This is a genomic window from Cupriavidus sp. R6-3, assembly GCF_059772245.1.
In genome coordinates this window covers 40090-52243 of record NZ_JCBAJO010000013.1, presented here as the reverse complement: position 1 = coordinate 52243, position 12154 = coordinate 40090, and the positions used below count along the sequence as shown (strand labels likewise).

At 65.9% G+C, this 12154-nt stretch carries 13 protein-coding genes; 5 read left to right on the top strand and 8 right to left on the bottom strand.

Translation table 11 applies throughout. The annotated features are described in order from the left end of the window. The coding region (locus tag AC6EI8_RS04690; RefSeq protein WP_498381399.1) for an NAD-binding protein at window positions 1-412 on the bottom strand (412 nt) is incomplete at its 3' end. A gap of 9 nt (window positions 413-421) precedes the next feature. Here AC6EI8_RS04690 and AC6EI8_RS04685 point away from each other — a divergent pair. From AC6EI8_RS04685 to AC6EI8_RS04675, 3 genes are all read left to right on the top strand, one after another. Then, window positions 422-1477 carry a CDP-6-deoxy-delta-3,4-glucoseen reductase gene (locus AC6EI8_RS04685; RefSeq protein ID WP_149316725.1) on the top strand — a complete coding sequence of 352 codons (1056 nt, stop codon included), beginning with the start codon at window positions 422-424 and terminating at the stop codon, window positions 1475-1477. 354 nt (window positions 1478-1831) lie between these two features. Continuing rightward, window positions 1832-3019, top strand: a complete 1188-nt coding sequence (locus AC6EI8_RS04680) for an acetylornithine transaminase (RefSeq protein ID WP_149316724.1) — start codon at window positions 1832-1834, stop codon at window positions 3017-3019. A 278-nt stretch (window positions 3020-3297) separates the two neighbouring features. After that, entirely contained in the window at window positions 3298-3723 is a 426-nt protein-coding gene (locus AC6EI8_RS04675) for a nuclear transport factor 2 family protein (RefSeq protein ID WP_498381398.1), read from the top strand. Between the two features lie 86 nt (window positions 3724-3809). On the opposite strand, the gene AC6EI8_RS04670 is transcribed toward AC6EI8_RS04675, so the two are convergent. The 7 genes from AC6EI8_RS04670 to AC6EI8_RS04640 all read right to left on the bottom strand — a co-directional run bounded on the left by AC6EI8_RS04670 (window position 3810) and on the right by AC6EI8_RS04640 (window position 10947). Beyond that, window positions 3810-4526: an ABC transporter ATP-binding protein gene (locus AC6EI8_RS04670; RefSeq protein ID WP_149316722.1), complete on the bottom strand. Its 717-nt coding sequence runs from the start codon at window positions 4524-4526 to the stop codon at window positions 3810-3812. Window positions 4527-4539: 13 nt separating this feature from the next. Beyond that, window positions 4540-5316, bottom strand: a complete 777-nt coding sequence (locus AC6EI8_RS04665) for an ABC transporter ATP-binding protein (RefSeq protein ID WP_149316721.1) — start codon at window positions 5314-5316, stop codon at window positions 4540-4542. 14 nt (window positions 5317-5330) lie between these two features. Next, window positions 5331-6488: an ABC transporter permease subunit gene (locus tag AC6EI8_RS04660; RefSeq protein WP_498381397.1), complete on the bottom strand. Its 1158-nt coding sequence runs from the start codon at window positions 6486-6488 to the stop codon at window positions 5331-5333. A gap of 13 nt (window positions 6489-6501) precedes the next feature. Beyond that, window positions 6502-7437 (bottom strand): branched-chain amino acid ABC transporter permease, encoded by a 936-nt coding sequence (locus tag AC6EI8_RS04655; protein WP_149316719.1) that lies wholly within the window; start codon window positions 7435-7437, stop codon window positions 6502-6504. 220 nt (window positions 7438-7657) lie between these two features. Next, on the bottom strand, window positions 7658-8854 hold the full coding sequence (locus tag AC6EI8_RS04650) for a branched-chain amino acid ABC transporter substrate-binding protein (RefSeq protein ID WP_149316718.1): 1197 nt from the start codon (window positions 8852-8854) through the stop codon (window positions 7658-7660). 599 nt (window positions 8855-9453) lie between these two features. Next, window positions 9454-10413, bottom strand: coding sequence for a 4-hydroxy-3-methylbut-2-enyl diphosphate reductase (ispH, locus tag AC6EI8_RS04645; protein WP_149316717.1), 960 nt, complete (start codon window positions 10411-10413; stop codon window positions 9454-9456). A gap of 48 nt (window positions 10414-10461) precedes the next feature. Beyond that, the gene (locus AC6EI8_RS04640) at window positions 10462-10947 is read right to left on the bottom strand and encodes an FKBP-type peptidyl-prolyl cis-trans isomerase (protein WP_006575659.1); all 486 of its coding nucleotides are present in this window, start codon (window positions 10945-10947) and stop codon (window positions 10462-10464) included. Between the two features lie 110 nt (window positions 10948-11057). Between AC6EI8_RS04640 and radC the strand changes: the two genes are divergently transcribed. Together radC and rpmB are read left to right on the top strand one after the other, a co-directional pair. Continuing rightward, the gene (gene radC, locus AC6EI8_RS04635; RefSeq protein ID WP_149316716.1) at window positions 11058-11732 is read left to right on the top strand and encodes a RadC family protein; all 675 of its coding nucleotides are present in this window, start codon (window positions 11058-11060) and stop codon (window positions 11730-11732) included. 178 nt (window positions 11733-11910) lie between these two features. After that, window positions 11911-12144 (top strand): 50S ribosomal protein L28, encoded by a 234-nt coding sequence (gene rpmB, locus AC6EI8_RS04630; protein WP_006575661.1) that lies wholly within the window; start codon window positions 11911-11913, stop codon window positions 12142-12144. Window positions 12145-12154 lie beyond the last annotated feature (10 nt).

The following is a 12154-nucleotide window of genomic DNA, read 5'->3' as shown; positions in this document are numbered from 1 at the left end:
CGTAGACCAGCGCCGGCGCGCCGCCGCGAGTGGCCACGCCGGTCCCCCGTCCGGGCCGCTCGGGTAGAATGCGGGGTTCCCGCGCGGGGCGGCGCCATGCGCTGCGCCGCAGCGCCCGCAACAGGGCAACGGTACGTGGATCGTCTTCGCCGCGCGCCGGCGGCGGCGCCAGGTGCAACACGCGATCGGCCAGGCCGCCCAGGCGCTTCAGTGTCGCCGGCTCGTCCAGATTGGCTACCAACGGCACCGCGCCGGCCGCCCGCAAGGCCGCCACGCGGCCGGGCTGCGAGGTCACGGCGAACACGCGCCAGCGCGGGGCAAGCATTTGCAGGCAACGCATGCCTACGTCCCCACAGCCCACGATCAGCAAGCGCGGGCGGGCCAGACGGGGTGGCGACAGATCTTTGCTCATCGAGAGATTATGGCTTATCAAGTAACCGTGCTGCCGAGCGGCCGCCAATTCGAGGCGGAAGCGAACGAAACCATCCTGTCGGCGGCGCTGCGTCAAGGCATTGGCCTGCCTTATGGCTGCAAGAACGGCGCCTGCGGTTCGTGCAAGGGCCGCGTCACCGCCGGCGACATCGTCCAGGGCGACCATGCCGCCTCCGCGCTGACCGCGCAGGAAAAGACCGAGGGCCGCGCGCTGTTCTGCTGCGCCAATGCGGCCTCGGACGTGACCATCGAATGCCGCGAGGTCCATGGCGCCGGCGATATCCCGATCAAGAAGGTGCCGTGCCGCGTGCAATCGCTGGAACGCGTGGCCGAGGACGTCATCGTGGCGAAGCTGCAGTTGCCGGCCACCGAGCGCCTGCAATACCTGGCCGGCCAGTACGTCGAATTCCTGCTGCGGGACGGCAAGCGCCGCAGCTATTCGATCGCCACGCCGCCGCACGAGGAAGGCCCGATCGAACTGCATTTCCGCCATATGCCGGGCGGCGCCTTCACCGACTATGTGTTCGGCGCGCGCGAGGGCCAGCCGGCAATGAAGGAGCGCGACATCCTGCGCTTCGAGGGTCCGCTGGGCAGCTTCTTCCTGCGCGAGGACTCGGACAAGCCGATCATCCTGCTGGCCTCGGGCACCGGCTTCGCGCCGATCAAGGCCATCGTCGAGCACGCCGCCTACACCGGCATCACGCGGCCGATGACGCTGTACTGGGGCGGCCGCCGTCCGCGCGATCTCTACATGCACGCGCTGTGCGAGCAGTGGGCGCGCGAGCTGCCGAACTTCCGCTACGTGCCGGTGGTCTCGGACGCGCTGGCCGAGGACGAGTGGGACGGCCGCACCGGCTTCGTCCACCAGGCCGTGATGGCGGACTACCCGGATCTGTCGGGCCACGAGGTCTATGCCTGCGGCGCCCCGGTGATGGTCGAATCGGCGCGGCGCGACTTCACCGCCCAGTGCGCGCTGCACGAGGATGCGTTCTTCGCCGACTCGTTCACCTCCGAGGCCGACCTGCACCCGGCCGGCGTGGCCTGAACCCGGGCTCGCGGCGCGGCCCGGCTGGCCCTGCTGGCCCGGATCGCGCCCTGCCCGGCCCGCGCCGCTTGCCGTGCCACGCCCGCACACGACCGCACCATCGTTTCGCGAGAACAACAATGACGATCCGGACCGCCACCGTCGTCTTTGACACTGGGGCGACTGCGTCTTATAGTTGGCCGCATGAACCACGCCAACATCCGACGCAGCTTCCGTACGTCGCATCCCGCCAGGGTGCCACGCGGCTGACCGTCGACAGCGTCTGTTCAGGTCATCAAGCCACGGGCAACCCCCGTGGCTTTTTTGTTTTGCCGCCCTTCCCTTTTCCTTGTTTGCCGATCTCTGGAGTCCGCCATGGCATTTGCTGAGTATCCCGTCCAATCGCTGATGTACATCACCAACCGGCCCGAGCTCGTCTTCACCGAGGGCAAGGGCTCGTGGCTGACGGACCATCAGGGCAAGCGCTATCTGGACTTCGTGCAGGGCTGGGCCGTCAACTGCCTGGGCCACTCGAACGAGGGCATGATCGCGGCGCTGAACGAGCAGGCCCGCAAGCTGATCAATCCGAGCCCGGCCTTCTACAACGAGCCGATGCTGCGGCTGGCCAAGACGCTGACCGACAACAGCTGCTTCGACAAGGTGTTCTTCGCCAACAGCGGCGCGGAGGCCAACGAGGGCGCGATCAAGCTGGCGCGCAAATGGGGGCGCAAGCACAAGAACGGCGCCTACGAGATCATCACGATGGACCACAGCTTCCATGGCCGCACGCTGGCGACCATGAGCGCGTCGGGCAAGGCCGGCTGGGACACGATCTTCGCGCCGCAGGTGCCGGGCTTTCCGAAGGCCCAGCTCAATGACCTGGCTTCGGTCGAGGCGCTGATCAACGACAAGACGGTCGGCATCATGCTCGAGCCGGTGCAGGGCGAGAGCGGCGTGGTGCCCGCCACGCGCGAATTCATGCAAGGCCTGCGCGCGCTGGCGGACAAGCACAAGCTGCTGTTCATCGTCGACGAGGTGCAGGCCGGCTGCGCCCGCTGCGGCACGCTGTTCGCCTACGAGCTGTCGAACGTCGAGCCGGACATCATGACGCTGGGCAAGGGCATCGGCGGCGGCGTGCCGCTGTCGGCCCTGCTGTGCAAGGCCGAGGTGGCGAGCTTCGAAGCCGGCGACCAGGGCGGCACCTACAACGGCAACCCGCTGATGTGCGCGGTGGGCAGCGCGGTGTTCGAGCAGCTGCTGGCGCCGGGCTTCCTGCAGCAGGTGCAGGAGAAGGGCGCGTATCTGCGCGAACAGCTGCTGGCGCTGTCGAACGAGTTCGGCCTGGCCGGCGAACGGGGCGAGGGCCTGCTGCGCGCGCTGATGCTCGGCAAGGACATCGGCCCGCAGCTGGTCGAGCAGGCGCGCGAGATGCAGCCGGAGGGCCTGCTGCTCAATTCGCCGCGGCCGAACCTGCTGCGCTTCATGCCGGCGCTGAACGTGACCCGCGAGGAAATCGACCAGATGATCGGCATGCTGCGGACGCTGCTGAAGTCGCTCGCCTGACCTTGGGGCGCCGGCCGTCTGCCGTCGTCCACGGCGCGATGGTCCGTGATGGTCGGCGATGATCGCCCGTGGTTCGGAAACGGGCCGCCCTGCTGCGATGGCACGGCGGCCTTTTTCTTTGGCACCTCTCCGTAGCCTCCCTTCGTTCACCGCCACCCGCCGCGCGTGGGGACGACGGTAATATTCGCTTGCCTATACTGATGCCATCCAGGACCGGGAGAACAACAATGGGCGGTCGCCTCCATCCCCACAGGCGCGGGCTGGCTACCACGCTTGCCGTGGCCGCCCTGGCGCTCGGCACCCTGGCTGCCACACCGGCCGCGGCCGACGAGGCCGCCGACCACGCCGCCATCCTCAAGGCCGAGCAGGACTGGCTGACCGCCACCGAGTCCGGCGATCGCGCGGCGCTGGAACGCCTGCTCCATCCGACCTTCGTCAACATCTCGCCGCTGGGTGGGATGCGCAACCGCGCCGAATCGCTGTCCGCCGGCCCCCCACCGCCGGGCTCCAGCCAGACGCTGACCGAACTGAAGGTACGCACGTTTCGCGACAGCGCGGTGGTCACAGGCGTCAACCGTTATCGGCCCAATGCGAAGGCCAAGCCGACGGACGTCGTCTTCACCGATGTGTTCGTACGCACGCCGCATGGGTGGCAGGTGGTGTCGTCGCACAATTCGATCCGGCCTGCGCCGGCGGAACGATAAAAAAAGCCCCGTCCATGCAGGCATGGCGGGGCTGGCGACTGCACAGCGGCCCTTCGGCCGCCGTTTTCTTTCCTATCGCGACAGGCTCATTCCCCCAGATACGCGGCGCGTACCTTCGGGTCGTCGAGCATGTCGGCGGCGTTGCCGCTCATCGTGATCAGGCCGGACTCCATCACATAGCCGCGGTTGGCGGCCTGCAGCGCGAGGCGGGCGTTCTGCTCGACCAGCAGCACGGTGACGCCCTGGCCGGAGATATCGCGCACGACCTCGAAGATCTTCTCGACCATGATCGGCGACAGGCCCATCGACGGTTCGTCCAGCAGCAGCAGGCGCGGCTGGCTCATCAGCGCGCGCGCCATGGCCAGCATCTGCTGCTCGCCGCCGGACATGGTGCCGGCCAGCTGGTTGGCGCGTTCCTTCAGCCGCGGGAAGATGCCGAACATGCGGTCGATGTCGTCCTTGATGCCGGCCTCGTCCTTGCGCGTGAAGGCGCCCATCAGCAGGTTCTCGGTGATGGTCATGCGCGCGAACACGCCGCGGCCTTCCGGCACCATCGCCAGGCCCTGCTTCAGCAGCTCGTAGCTCGGCACGCCCTTGATCGAGCGGCCCAGGTATTCGACCTCGCCGCCGGCCCAGGGCTGCAGGCCGGTGATCGCCTTCATCGTGGTGGTCTTGCCGGCGCCATTGGCGCCGATCAGCGTCACGAGTTCGCCGTCGCGGATTTCCAGGTCGATGCCCTTGACGGCCTGGATGCCGCCGTACGCGACCTTCAGGCCGGCGATCTTCAGTAGTGTGTCTTTCATTTGCGGCTCCCCGTCAGTGGGCCGAAGTGCCGAGGTAGGCCTCGATCACCGCCGGGTTGTTCTGGACATCGTACGGCAGGCCCTGCGCGATGACCTTGCCGTAGTCGAGCACGGTCATGCGGTCGCACAGGCCCATCACGAGCTTCACGTCGTGCTCGATCAGCAGGATGGTCCGGCCATCGCTGCGGATCTTGTCGAGCAGGCCGCGCAGCTCGACCTTCTCGGTCGCGTTCATGCCGGCAGCGGGCTCGTCGAGCGCCAGCAGCTTGGGCTCGGTCGCCAGCGCGCGGGCGATCTCGAGGCGGCGCTGGTGGCCGTACGACAGATTGCGCGAGGTGAAGTTGGCGTACTTGCCGATGCCGACGTACTCGAGCAGGTCATGCGCCATGTCCTCGACGCCCTCTTCTTCCTTGCGCACCGCCGGCGGACGGAAGATCGCGCCGATCACGCCGGCCTTGGTCCGCACGTGGCGGCCGACCATCACGTTCTCGAGCGCCGTCATGTCGCCGAACAGGCGGATGTTCTGGAAGGTGCGGGCGATGCCGGCCTTGGCCACTTCATGCACCGCGGTCGGCTGATAGGGCTTGCCGTCCAGCACGAACTCGCCGGAATCGGGGGTGTAGAGCCCGGTGATCACGTTGAAGAAGGTGGTCTTGCCGGCGCCGTTCGGGCCGATCAGGCCGTAGATCTCGCCGGACCGGATCTCCAGGCCCACATCCGACAGCGCCTGCAGGCCGCCGAAGCGCTTGTTCACTCCCTTGACGGACAGGAGGATGTTTTCGTTGCTCATCAGGTCCTCCCGCTTCACAGACGTCCAACGCTACCGGGGCGGCGAATCACCGGCCGGTCTTCCTTGCGCGGCGACGGCCACAGGCCCGCCGGGCGATACAGCATCACGCCGACCAGCGCCAGGCCGAACAGCAGCTGGCGCAGCACCTCGGCGTCGACGATCACATGGCCGAACAGCATGTTCTGCACCGGCTCGGCCACCACGCGCAGCAGCTCCTGAAAGCCGATCAGCAGGATGCCGCCCAGGATCACGCCCGGGATATGGCCCATGCCGCCAAGCACCACGATCGCCAGCACATAGATCGATTCCCACAGCGTGAACGATTCGGGCGAGACGAAGCCCTGGAAGGCGCCGAACACCGCGCCCGAGACACCGCCGAACGACGCGCCCATGGCGAAGGCCAGCAGCTTGATGTTGCGGGTGTTGATGCCCATCGCCTTGGCCGCGATCTCGTCCTCGCGGATCGCCACCCAGGCGCGGCCGATGCGCGAGTTCTGCAGCCGCAGCGAGACGAACACGATCGCCACGACCAGCAGGATCAGCAGGTAGTAGTACATGAACACCGGCGTGAATTTCAGGCCGAAGAACTCGTGCGTCTTGGAGAAGTTGAAGCCGAAGATCGTGATTGGATCGACCGCGGTGATGCCCTTGGGACCGTTGGTGATGTTGACCGGCCGGTCCAGGTTGTTCATGAAGATGCGGATGATCTCGCCGAAGCCGAGCGTGACGATCGCCAGATAGTCGCCGCGCAGCTTCAGCGTCGGCGCACCGAGCAGCACGCCGAAGATGCCCGCCACCAATGCCGCCAATGGCAGCACCCACCAGACGCTGACATGGAAGCCGTTGGGGAACAGCTGCGCGATGGTCTCGAACTGGTTGGCCAGATGCGGCGAGCCGAGCAGCGCCATCAGATAGGCGCCCACCGCATAGAAGGCGATGTAGCCCAGGTCCAGCAGGCCGGCGAAGCCGACCACGATGTTCAGGCCCAGCGCCAGCATGATGTACAGCAGCGCGAAGTCGAGCACGCGCACCCAGTAGTTGCCGCCCATGAACTGCACGGCGAACGGCGCGCACAGGCCGATCACCAGGAAGGCCGCCAGCGCGAACATGGTCTTGGCCGGCGTCTTGGTCAGCGGCGCGGCCTGCGCCGTCGTAGAAATCGGAGTGTTCATCGTTGCGATCCCCTTACGCCCGGTCGGCCACACGTTCGCCCATGATGCCGGACGGACGGAACACCAGCACGGTGATCAGCACGATGAAGGCAAACACGTCCTGGTAGTTCGAGCCGAACACGCCGTTGGTCAGGTCGCCGATATAGCCGGCGCCCAGCGCCTCGATCAGGCCCAGCAGCATGCCGCCGACCATCGCGCCGGCGAGGTTGCCGATGCCGCCGAGCACGGCCGCGGTAAACGCCTTCAGGCCGGGGATGAAGCCCATGTAGAAGTGCGCGTTGCCATAGTTCGTCGCCATCATCACGCCGGCCAGCGCAGCCAGGGTCGCGCCGATCATGAAGGTGGCCGAGATCACGAAGTTCGGGTTCACGCCCATCAGGCCCGCCACGCGCTGATTCTCGGCGGTGGCGCGCATCGCGCGGCCGAGCTTGGTGCGGTTGACCAGCGTCAGCAGCCCGGCCATCACCATCACGGCCATGCCGATGATGACCATCTCCTTGCCGGTGATCGTGGCCCCGGTGTTGCCGATATCGATCGGGCTCGAGGGCAGCAGCTGCGGGAAGGTCAGCGGATTGCGCGACCAGATCATCATCGCGATGGTCTGCAGCATGATGGAGACGCCGATCGCGGTGATCAGCGGAGCCAGCCGGGGCGCGTTGCGCAGCGGCCGGTAGGCAATCCGTTCGATCGAATAGGACAGCATCGCGCAGACCGGCATCGCGATCAGCGTGGCGATCACGAGCGTCAGCCATTCCGGCAGGCCGGGGGCGAATTGCTGGAGTGCGAGAATCGCCGACAGTGCGGTCAGCGCGCCGATCATCAGCACATCGCCGTGGGCGAAGTTGATGATCCCGAGAATGCCGTAGACCATGGTGTAGCCGAGTGCAATCAGCGCATAGATGCTGCCGAGCACCAGACCATTCACGATCTGCTGGATAAGGATATCCATGAATACTCCTGGCTTGCCGCCCGCACTTCCGGCATGGATGGATGCCGACCGGGCAGCGGGGTGTGAGTGGTTTGGTAAGTGGTTATGTGCTGGTAAGCGGGTAAAGCAACGGCCTGCCGCGTTCCACCCATGGTAAGGGCGCTGTCACAAAAGGCGAGGCTAAAAAGAACGGCACCGCAAAGTACTCACGGTGCCGTTCGGAGGACCGGGTAGGTCCGAATTACATCTTCACGACGTCAAGCACGGACTTCTTCTTGTCCTTGTAGTCGTACAGCGTGATGGTGCCTTCCTTCATGTCGCCCTTCTCGTCGAAGGCGATGTTGCCGATCACGCCCTGGTAGTTGGTCTTGGGCATCTCCGCCAGGATCGCCGCGGGCTCGGTCGAGCCGGCGCGCTTCATCGCATCGACGATCACCATCACGGCGTCGTAGGTGAACGGAGCGTAGATCTGCACCGGTGCGTTGAAACGTTCCTGGTAGCGCTTCTGGAACTCGGCGCCCTTCTCCATCTTGGACAACGCCAGGCCGGCCTCGGAGCAGATGATGTTGCTGACCGCATCGCCCGCCAGTTCCGCGACCTTGTCGGTACAGACGCCGTCGCCGCCGACGATCTTGGCCGGGATGCCGAGTTCCTTGGCCTGCTTGGCGAACGGGCCGCCGGTGGCGTCCATGCCGCCGTACATGATGACGTCCGGCTTCTTGCCCTTGATCTTGGTCAGGATGGCCTTGAAGTCGGTGGCCTTGTCGTTGGTGGCCTCGCGCGCCACGATGTTGACGCCGGCGGCCTTGGCGGTCTTCTCGAACTCGTCGGCCAGGCCCTTGCCGTAGGCGGTGGCGTCGTCGACGATCGCCACGCTCTTGGCGTTCAGGCTCTTGGCGGCGTAGTTGGCCAGGGCCGGGCCCTGCTGGGCATCGGTGGCCACCACGCGGAAGGTCGTCTTGAAGCCCTGCTTGGTGTAGTCGGGGTTGGTCGAGGACGGCGAGATCTGCACGATGCCCGCATCGCTATAGATCTTGGAGGCAGGAATCGACACGCCCGAGTTCAGGTGGCCGACCACGGCGACGACCTTCTCGTCGACCAGCTTCTGGGCCACCGAGGTGCCGGTCTTCGGATCGGCCGCGTCGTCTTCGCCGACCAGTTCCAGGCGGACCTTCTTGCCGCCCAGTTCCAGACCGGCCTTGTTGACCTCTTCGACGGCCAGGCGCGCGCCGTTCTCGTTGTCCTTGCCAAGGTGGGCGATCCCACCGGTCAGCGGCGCCGCATGGCCGATCTTTACCACCACCTCGCCGCCAGCCGGTGCCGCCGCGGCAGGTGCCGAGGCCGTCGCACCGGGCGCCGCCTCTTCCTTCTTGCCGCAGGCAGTAACCAGTGCCACTGCCGCTGCGATCGGCAGAATCTTGGCCAACGTGATTTGCATGAGTGATCTCCTAGGATTCACAAGATCAGGGTTACGCAACGCCTCCCGTCCGTTTCCCTGCACCGCCTTGGTTTAGTTTCAATTTGAAACGCGCGCATTGTATCCCCTTTTTTTGCGGATGCAATACGCGACGCAACAACCTGGGCCTTTTACCCTTCTATTGAGCTAGGTAATTTCCCCAATGCCGTCATTGGGGCAATTCCCATTCACAACAGGGGCTCTTTGAGATACCTAACAAGATCCGTGCCCGCCACGTCACCAGGCGGCCTTCCGGACGTTCCAGCGTGGCTGACAAGGCACCTATCTTTATAGATATTAATTAGGCATTTCATAAAAGAAATATGCACCAATTTAGAATGTCGGCAATCCGCGTTCGCACCAATCGAGGGAAAACCCGTATTTAGGGGAATTACCCTAAAGTCCTTCGCAAAAGACGCGCCTTGTGCCGAGTCAATATATCGTTGTGACGATTAAGTTTCTTTCGACGGAAGCCCGACACTCGGCATGGCACAGTGCGATGGCGCGAAAACGCGCCGGCCAAAACGACAACGCCCCGCTCGAGGCGGGGCGCTGCTAAAAACCGGGAAGGTCCGCGGGACTCAGGCGGCGGTCGCCTGCAGGCCCTTGGGCAGGGGGAACGACATGTTTTCCTCGATGCCCTCCAGCGGACGCACCTGCCGCGCGCCGAGCGCGCGCAGCCGGTCGACGATCGACTGGGCCAGCGCCTCCGGCGCCGAAGCGCCGGCGGTCAGCCCGATGCGGCGCTTGCCGGCGATCCATTCGGGACGGACCTGTTCCGGCGCATCGACCATATAGGCAGGCACGCCAAGCCGCTCGGCCAGTTCGCGCAGGCGGTTCGAGTTGGAGCTGTTGGGACTGCCGACCACGATCACCACGTCGACCTGCGGCGCCATGAACTTGACGGCGTCCTGGCGGTTCTGCGTCGCATAGCAGATGTCCTGCTTCTTCGGCTCGCGGATTTCCGGGAAGCGTGCCTTCAGCGCGGCGACGATCTCCTCGGTCTCGTCGACCGACAGCGTGGTCTGCGTGACATAGGCCAGCCGCGTGGGATCGGCGACCTGCAGGGTCTGCACGTCGGCGGGCGACTCGACCAGCAGCATGCCGCCGTCGGCCTGGCCCATCGTGCCCTCGACCTCGGGGTGGCCGCGATGGCCGATCATCACGATCTCGCAGCCTTCGGCGCGCATCTTGCCGACCTCGACATGCACCTTGGTCACCAGCGGACAGGTCGCGTCGAAGACGTTCAGGCCGCGCGCCTGCGCCTCGGCGCGGACGCTGCGCGACACGCCGTGGGCGCTGAAGATCACGGTCGCGCCGGCCGGCACCTCGTCGAGGTCCTGCACGAAGACGGCGCCCTTGCGGCGCAGATCGGCCACGACATAGGCGTTGTGCACGATTTCATGGCGCACGTAGATCGGCGCGCCAAAGCGCTGGAGCGCGCGCTCCACGATCTCGATCGCGCGATCGACCCCGGCGCAGAAGCCGCGCGGCTGGGCCAGCAGGATCTCGGCGTCGGGGGCGGGAGTCATTTCGGACATGCGGGGAGGTAGCTGCGCTCCGGCTGCCGAGGCGGCCGGAGCAGGTCGTCAGAGGATGCCGATCAGCTGGACGTCGAACAGGATGGTCTGTCCGGCCAGCGGATGATTGAAGTCGAACAGCGCCGAGGTCTCGCCGATTTCCTTGAGGACGCCGGCATATTTGCCGCCGCCGGGCGCGTTGAACTCGACCAGGTCACCCGGGCTGTAGTCCTCTTCGAACGAGCTGTTCTCGCGCAGCGTGGCCAGCGACACGCGCTGCAGCAGCTCGGGATTGCGCGGCCCGAAGGCGTGCTCCGGCGCCAGACGGTAGCTGGTGCGCTCGCCCTCGGCCATGCCGAGCAGCGCCTGTTCCAGCGTGGGCGCGAACTGGCCCTGCCCCAGCAGCAGCGTGGCGGGCTTGTCGTCGAAGGTGCTGACGACCTCGGTACCGTTCTCCAGCGAGATGCGGTAATGCAAGGTCAGGAAGGAATCGGCCTGCACGGTCTTGCGCGCGGTGGCGCCGCCGGAGTCCGACGCAAAAGTTTGCGAATTCATGAATGCTCAACCAGTCGAGAACCCGTATTGTAAGCGACTGGACCCGGCGCCGCCGATCGCGGCCACGGGTCCGCCCCGCCCTCCGACGCCGCTTCCCGAACGAGACCGCCATGCCCATCCCCGATTGGCCCGCCAGCGAACGTCCTCGCGAAAAGCTGCTGCAAGCCGGTGCCGCCTCGTTGTCCGACGCCGAACTGCTCGCGGTATTCCTGCGCGTCGGCGTGCCGGGCAAGAGCGCGGTCGATGTGGCGCGCGAGCTGATCGCGGCATTCGGCTCGCTGACCGGGCTGCTCGCCGCCAGCCAGACCGAACTGAGCCGGGTGCGCGGCGTCGGCACCGCCAAGTACGTGCAGCTGCAGGCGGTGGTCGAGTTGACGCGGCGGGCGTTGGCCGAGCAGCTGGCGATGGCGCCGGGCCTGGAGTCGCCGCAGGCCGTGCGGGACTACCTGCGGTTGTCGCTGGCGCAGCGGCCTTACGAGGTGTTCCTGTGCCTGTTCCTGGATGCGCGCAATCGGCTGCTGGCCGCCGAGGAGCTGTTCCGCGGCACGCTGACGCAAACCAGCGTCTACCCGCGCGAGGTGGCCAGGCAGGCGTTGGCGCATAATGCGGCCGCGGTGATCGTCGCCCACAACCACCCGTCGGGCAATCCGGCGCCGAGTCCCGCGGACCTGGCGATGACCAAGGCGCTGGCGCATTCGCTGGCACTGATCGACGTCCATGTGCTCGACCACTTCATCGTCGCCGGCAATACGACCTACTCGCTGGCCGAGCACCGGCAACTGTGACGCCAAAGGCACGGGCGCGTCGCCGTGGCGTCAACGCACAGAAGGCATTGATCGGCCGAGGGATTTCGGTCTATAATGCCCGTTTTGCTGAAGTCTTAACCGCTGCAGTCCGGGCCCGCGCGCCTTTTGTTGATCTGTTGCGAACATTGTCCACGAATAGAAGATTTAGGAGTGCTTCATGGCACGCGTCTGTCAAGTGACCGGGAAAGCGCCGATGGTCGGCAACAACGTTTCCCACGCAAACAACAAGACCAAGCGCCGTTTTCTGCCCAACCTGCAGAACCGTCGTTTCTTTGTTGAATCGGAAAACCGCTGGGTGAGCCTGCGCGTCTCGAACGCCGGTCTGCGCCTGATCGACAAGAAAGGCATCGACTCCGTGCTCGCCGACCTGCGCGCACGCGGCGAAGTCTAATTAGGAGTTC

Bases quoted from the DNA above. Each gene is read 5' to 3' on its own strand.
- AC6EI8_RS04685 (WP_149316725.1), top strand. From the start codon at position 422: ATGGCTTATCAAGTAACCGTGCTGCCGAGCGGCCGCCAATTCGAGGCG.
- AC6EI8_RS04680 (WP_149316724.1), top strand. From the start codon at position 1,832: ATGGCATTTGCTGAGTATCCCGTCCAATCGCTGATGTACATCACCAAC.
- AC6EI8_RS04670 (WP_149316722.1), bottom strand. From the start codon at position 4,526: ATGAAAGACACACTACTGAAGATCGCCGGCCTGAAGGTCGCGTACGGC.
- AC6EI8_RS04665 (WP_149316721.1), bottom strand. From the start codon at position 5,316: ATGAGCAACGAAAACATCCTCCTGTCCGTCAAGGGAGTGAACAAGCGC.
- AC6EI8_RS04660 (WP_498381397.1), bottom strand. From the start codon at position 6,488: ATGAACACTCCGATTTCTACGACGGCGCAGGCCGCGCCGCTGACCAAG.
- AC6EI8_RS04655 (WP_149316719.1), bottom strand. From the start codon at position 7,437: ATGGATATCCTTATCCAGCAGATCGTGAATGGTCTGGTGCTCGGCAGC.
- AC6EI8_RS04650 (WP_149316718.1), bottom strand. From the start codon at position 8,854: ATGCAAATCACGTTGGCCAAGATTCTGCCGATCGCAGCGGCAGTGGCA.
- ispH (WP_149316717.1), bottom strand. From the start codon at position 10,413: ATGTCCGAAATGACTCCCGCCCCCGACGCCGAGATCCTGCTGGCCCAG.
- AC6EI8_RS04640 (WP_006575659.1), bottom strand. From the start codon at position 10,947: ATGAATTCGCAAACTTTTGCGTCGGACTCCGGCGGCGCCACCGCGCGC.
- radC (WP_149316716.1), top strand. From the start codon at position 11,058: ATGCCCATCCCCGATTGGCCCGCCAGCGAACGTCCTCGCGAAAAGCTG.
- rpmB (WP_006575661.1), top strand. From the start codon at position 11,911: ATGGCACGCGTCTGTCAAGTGACCGGGAAAGCGCCGATGGTCGGCAAC.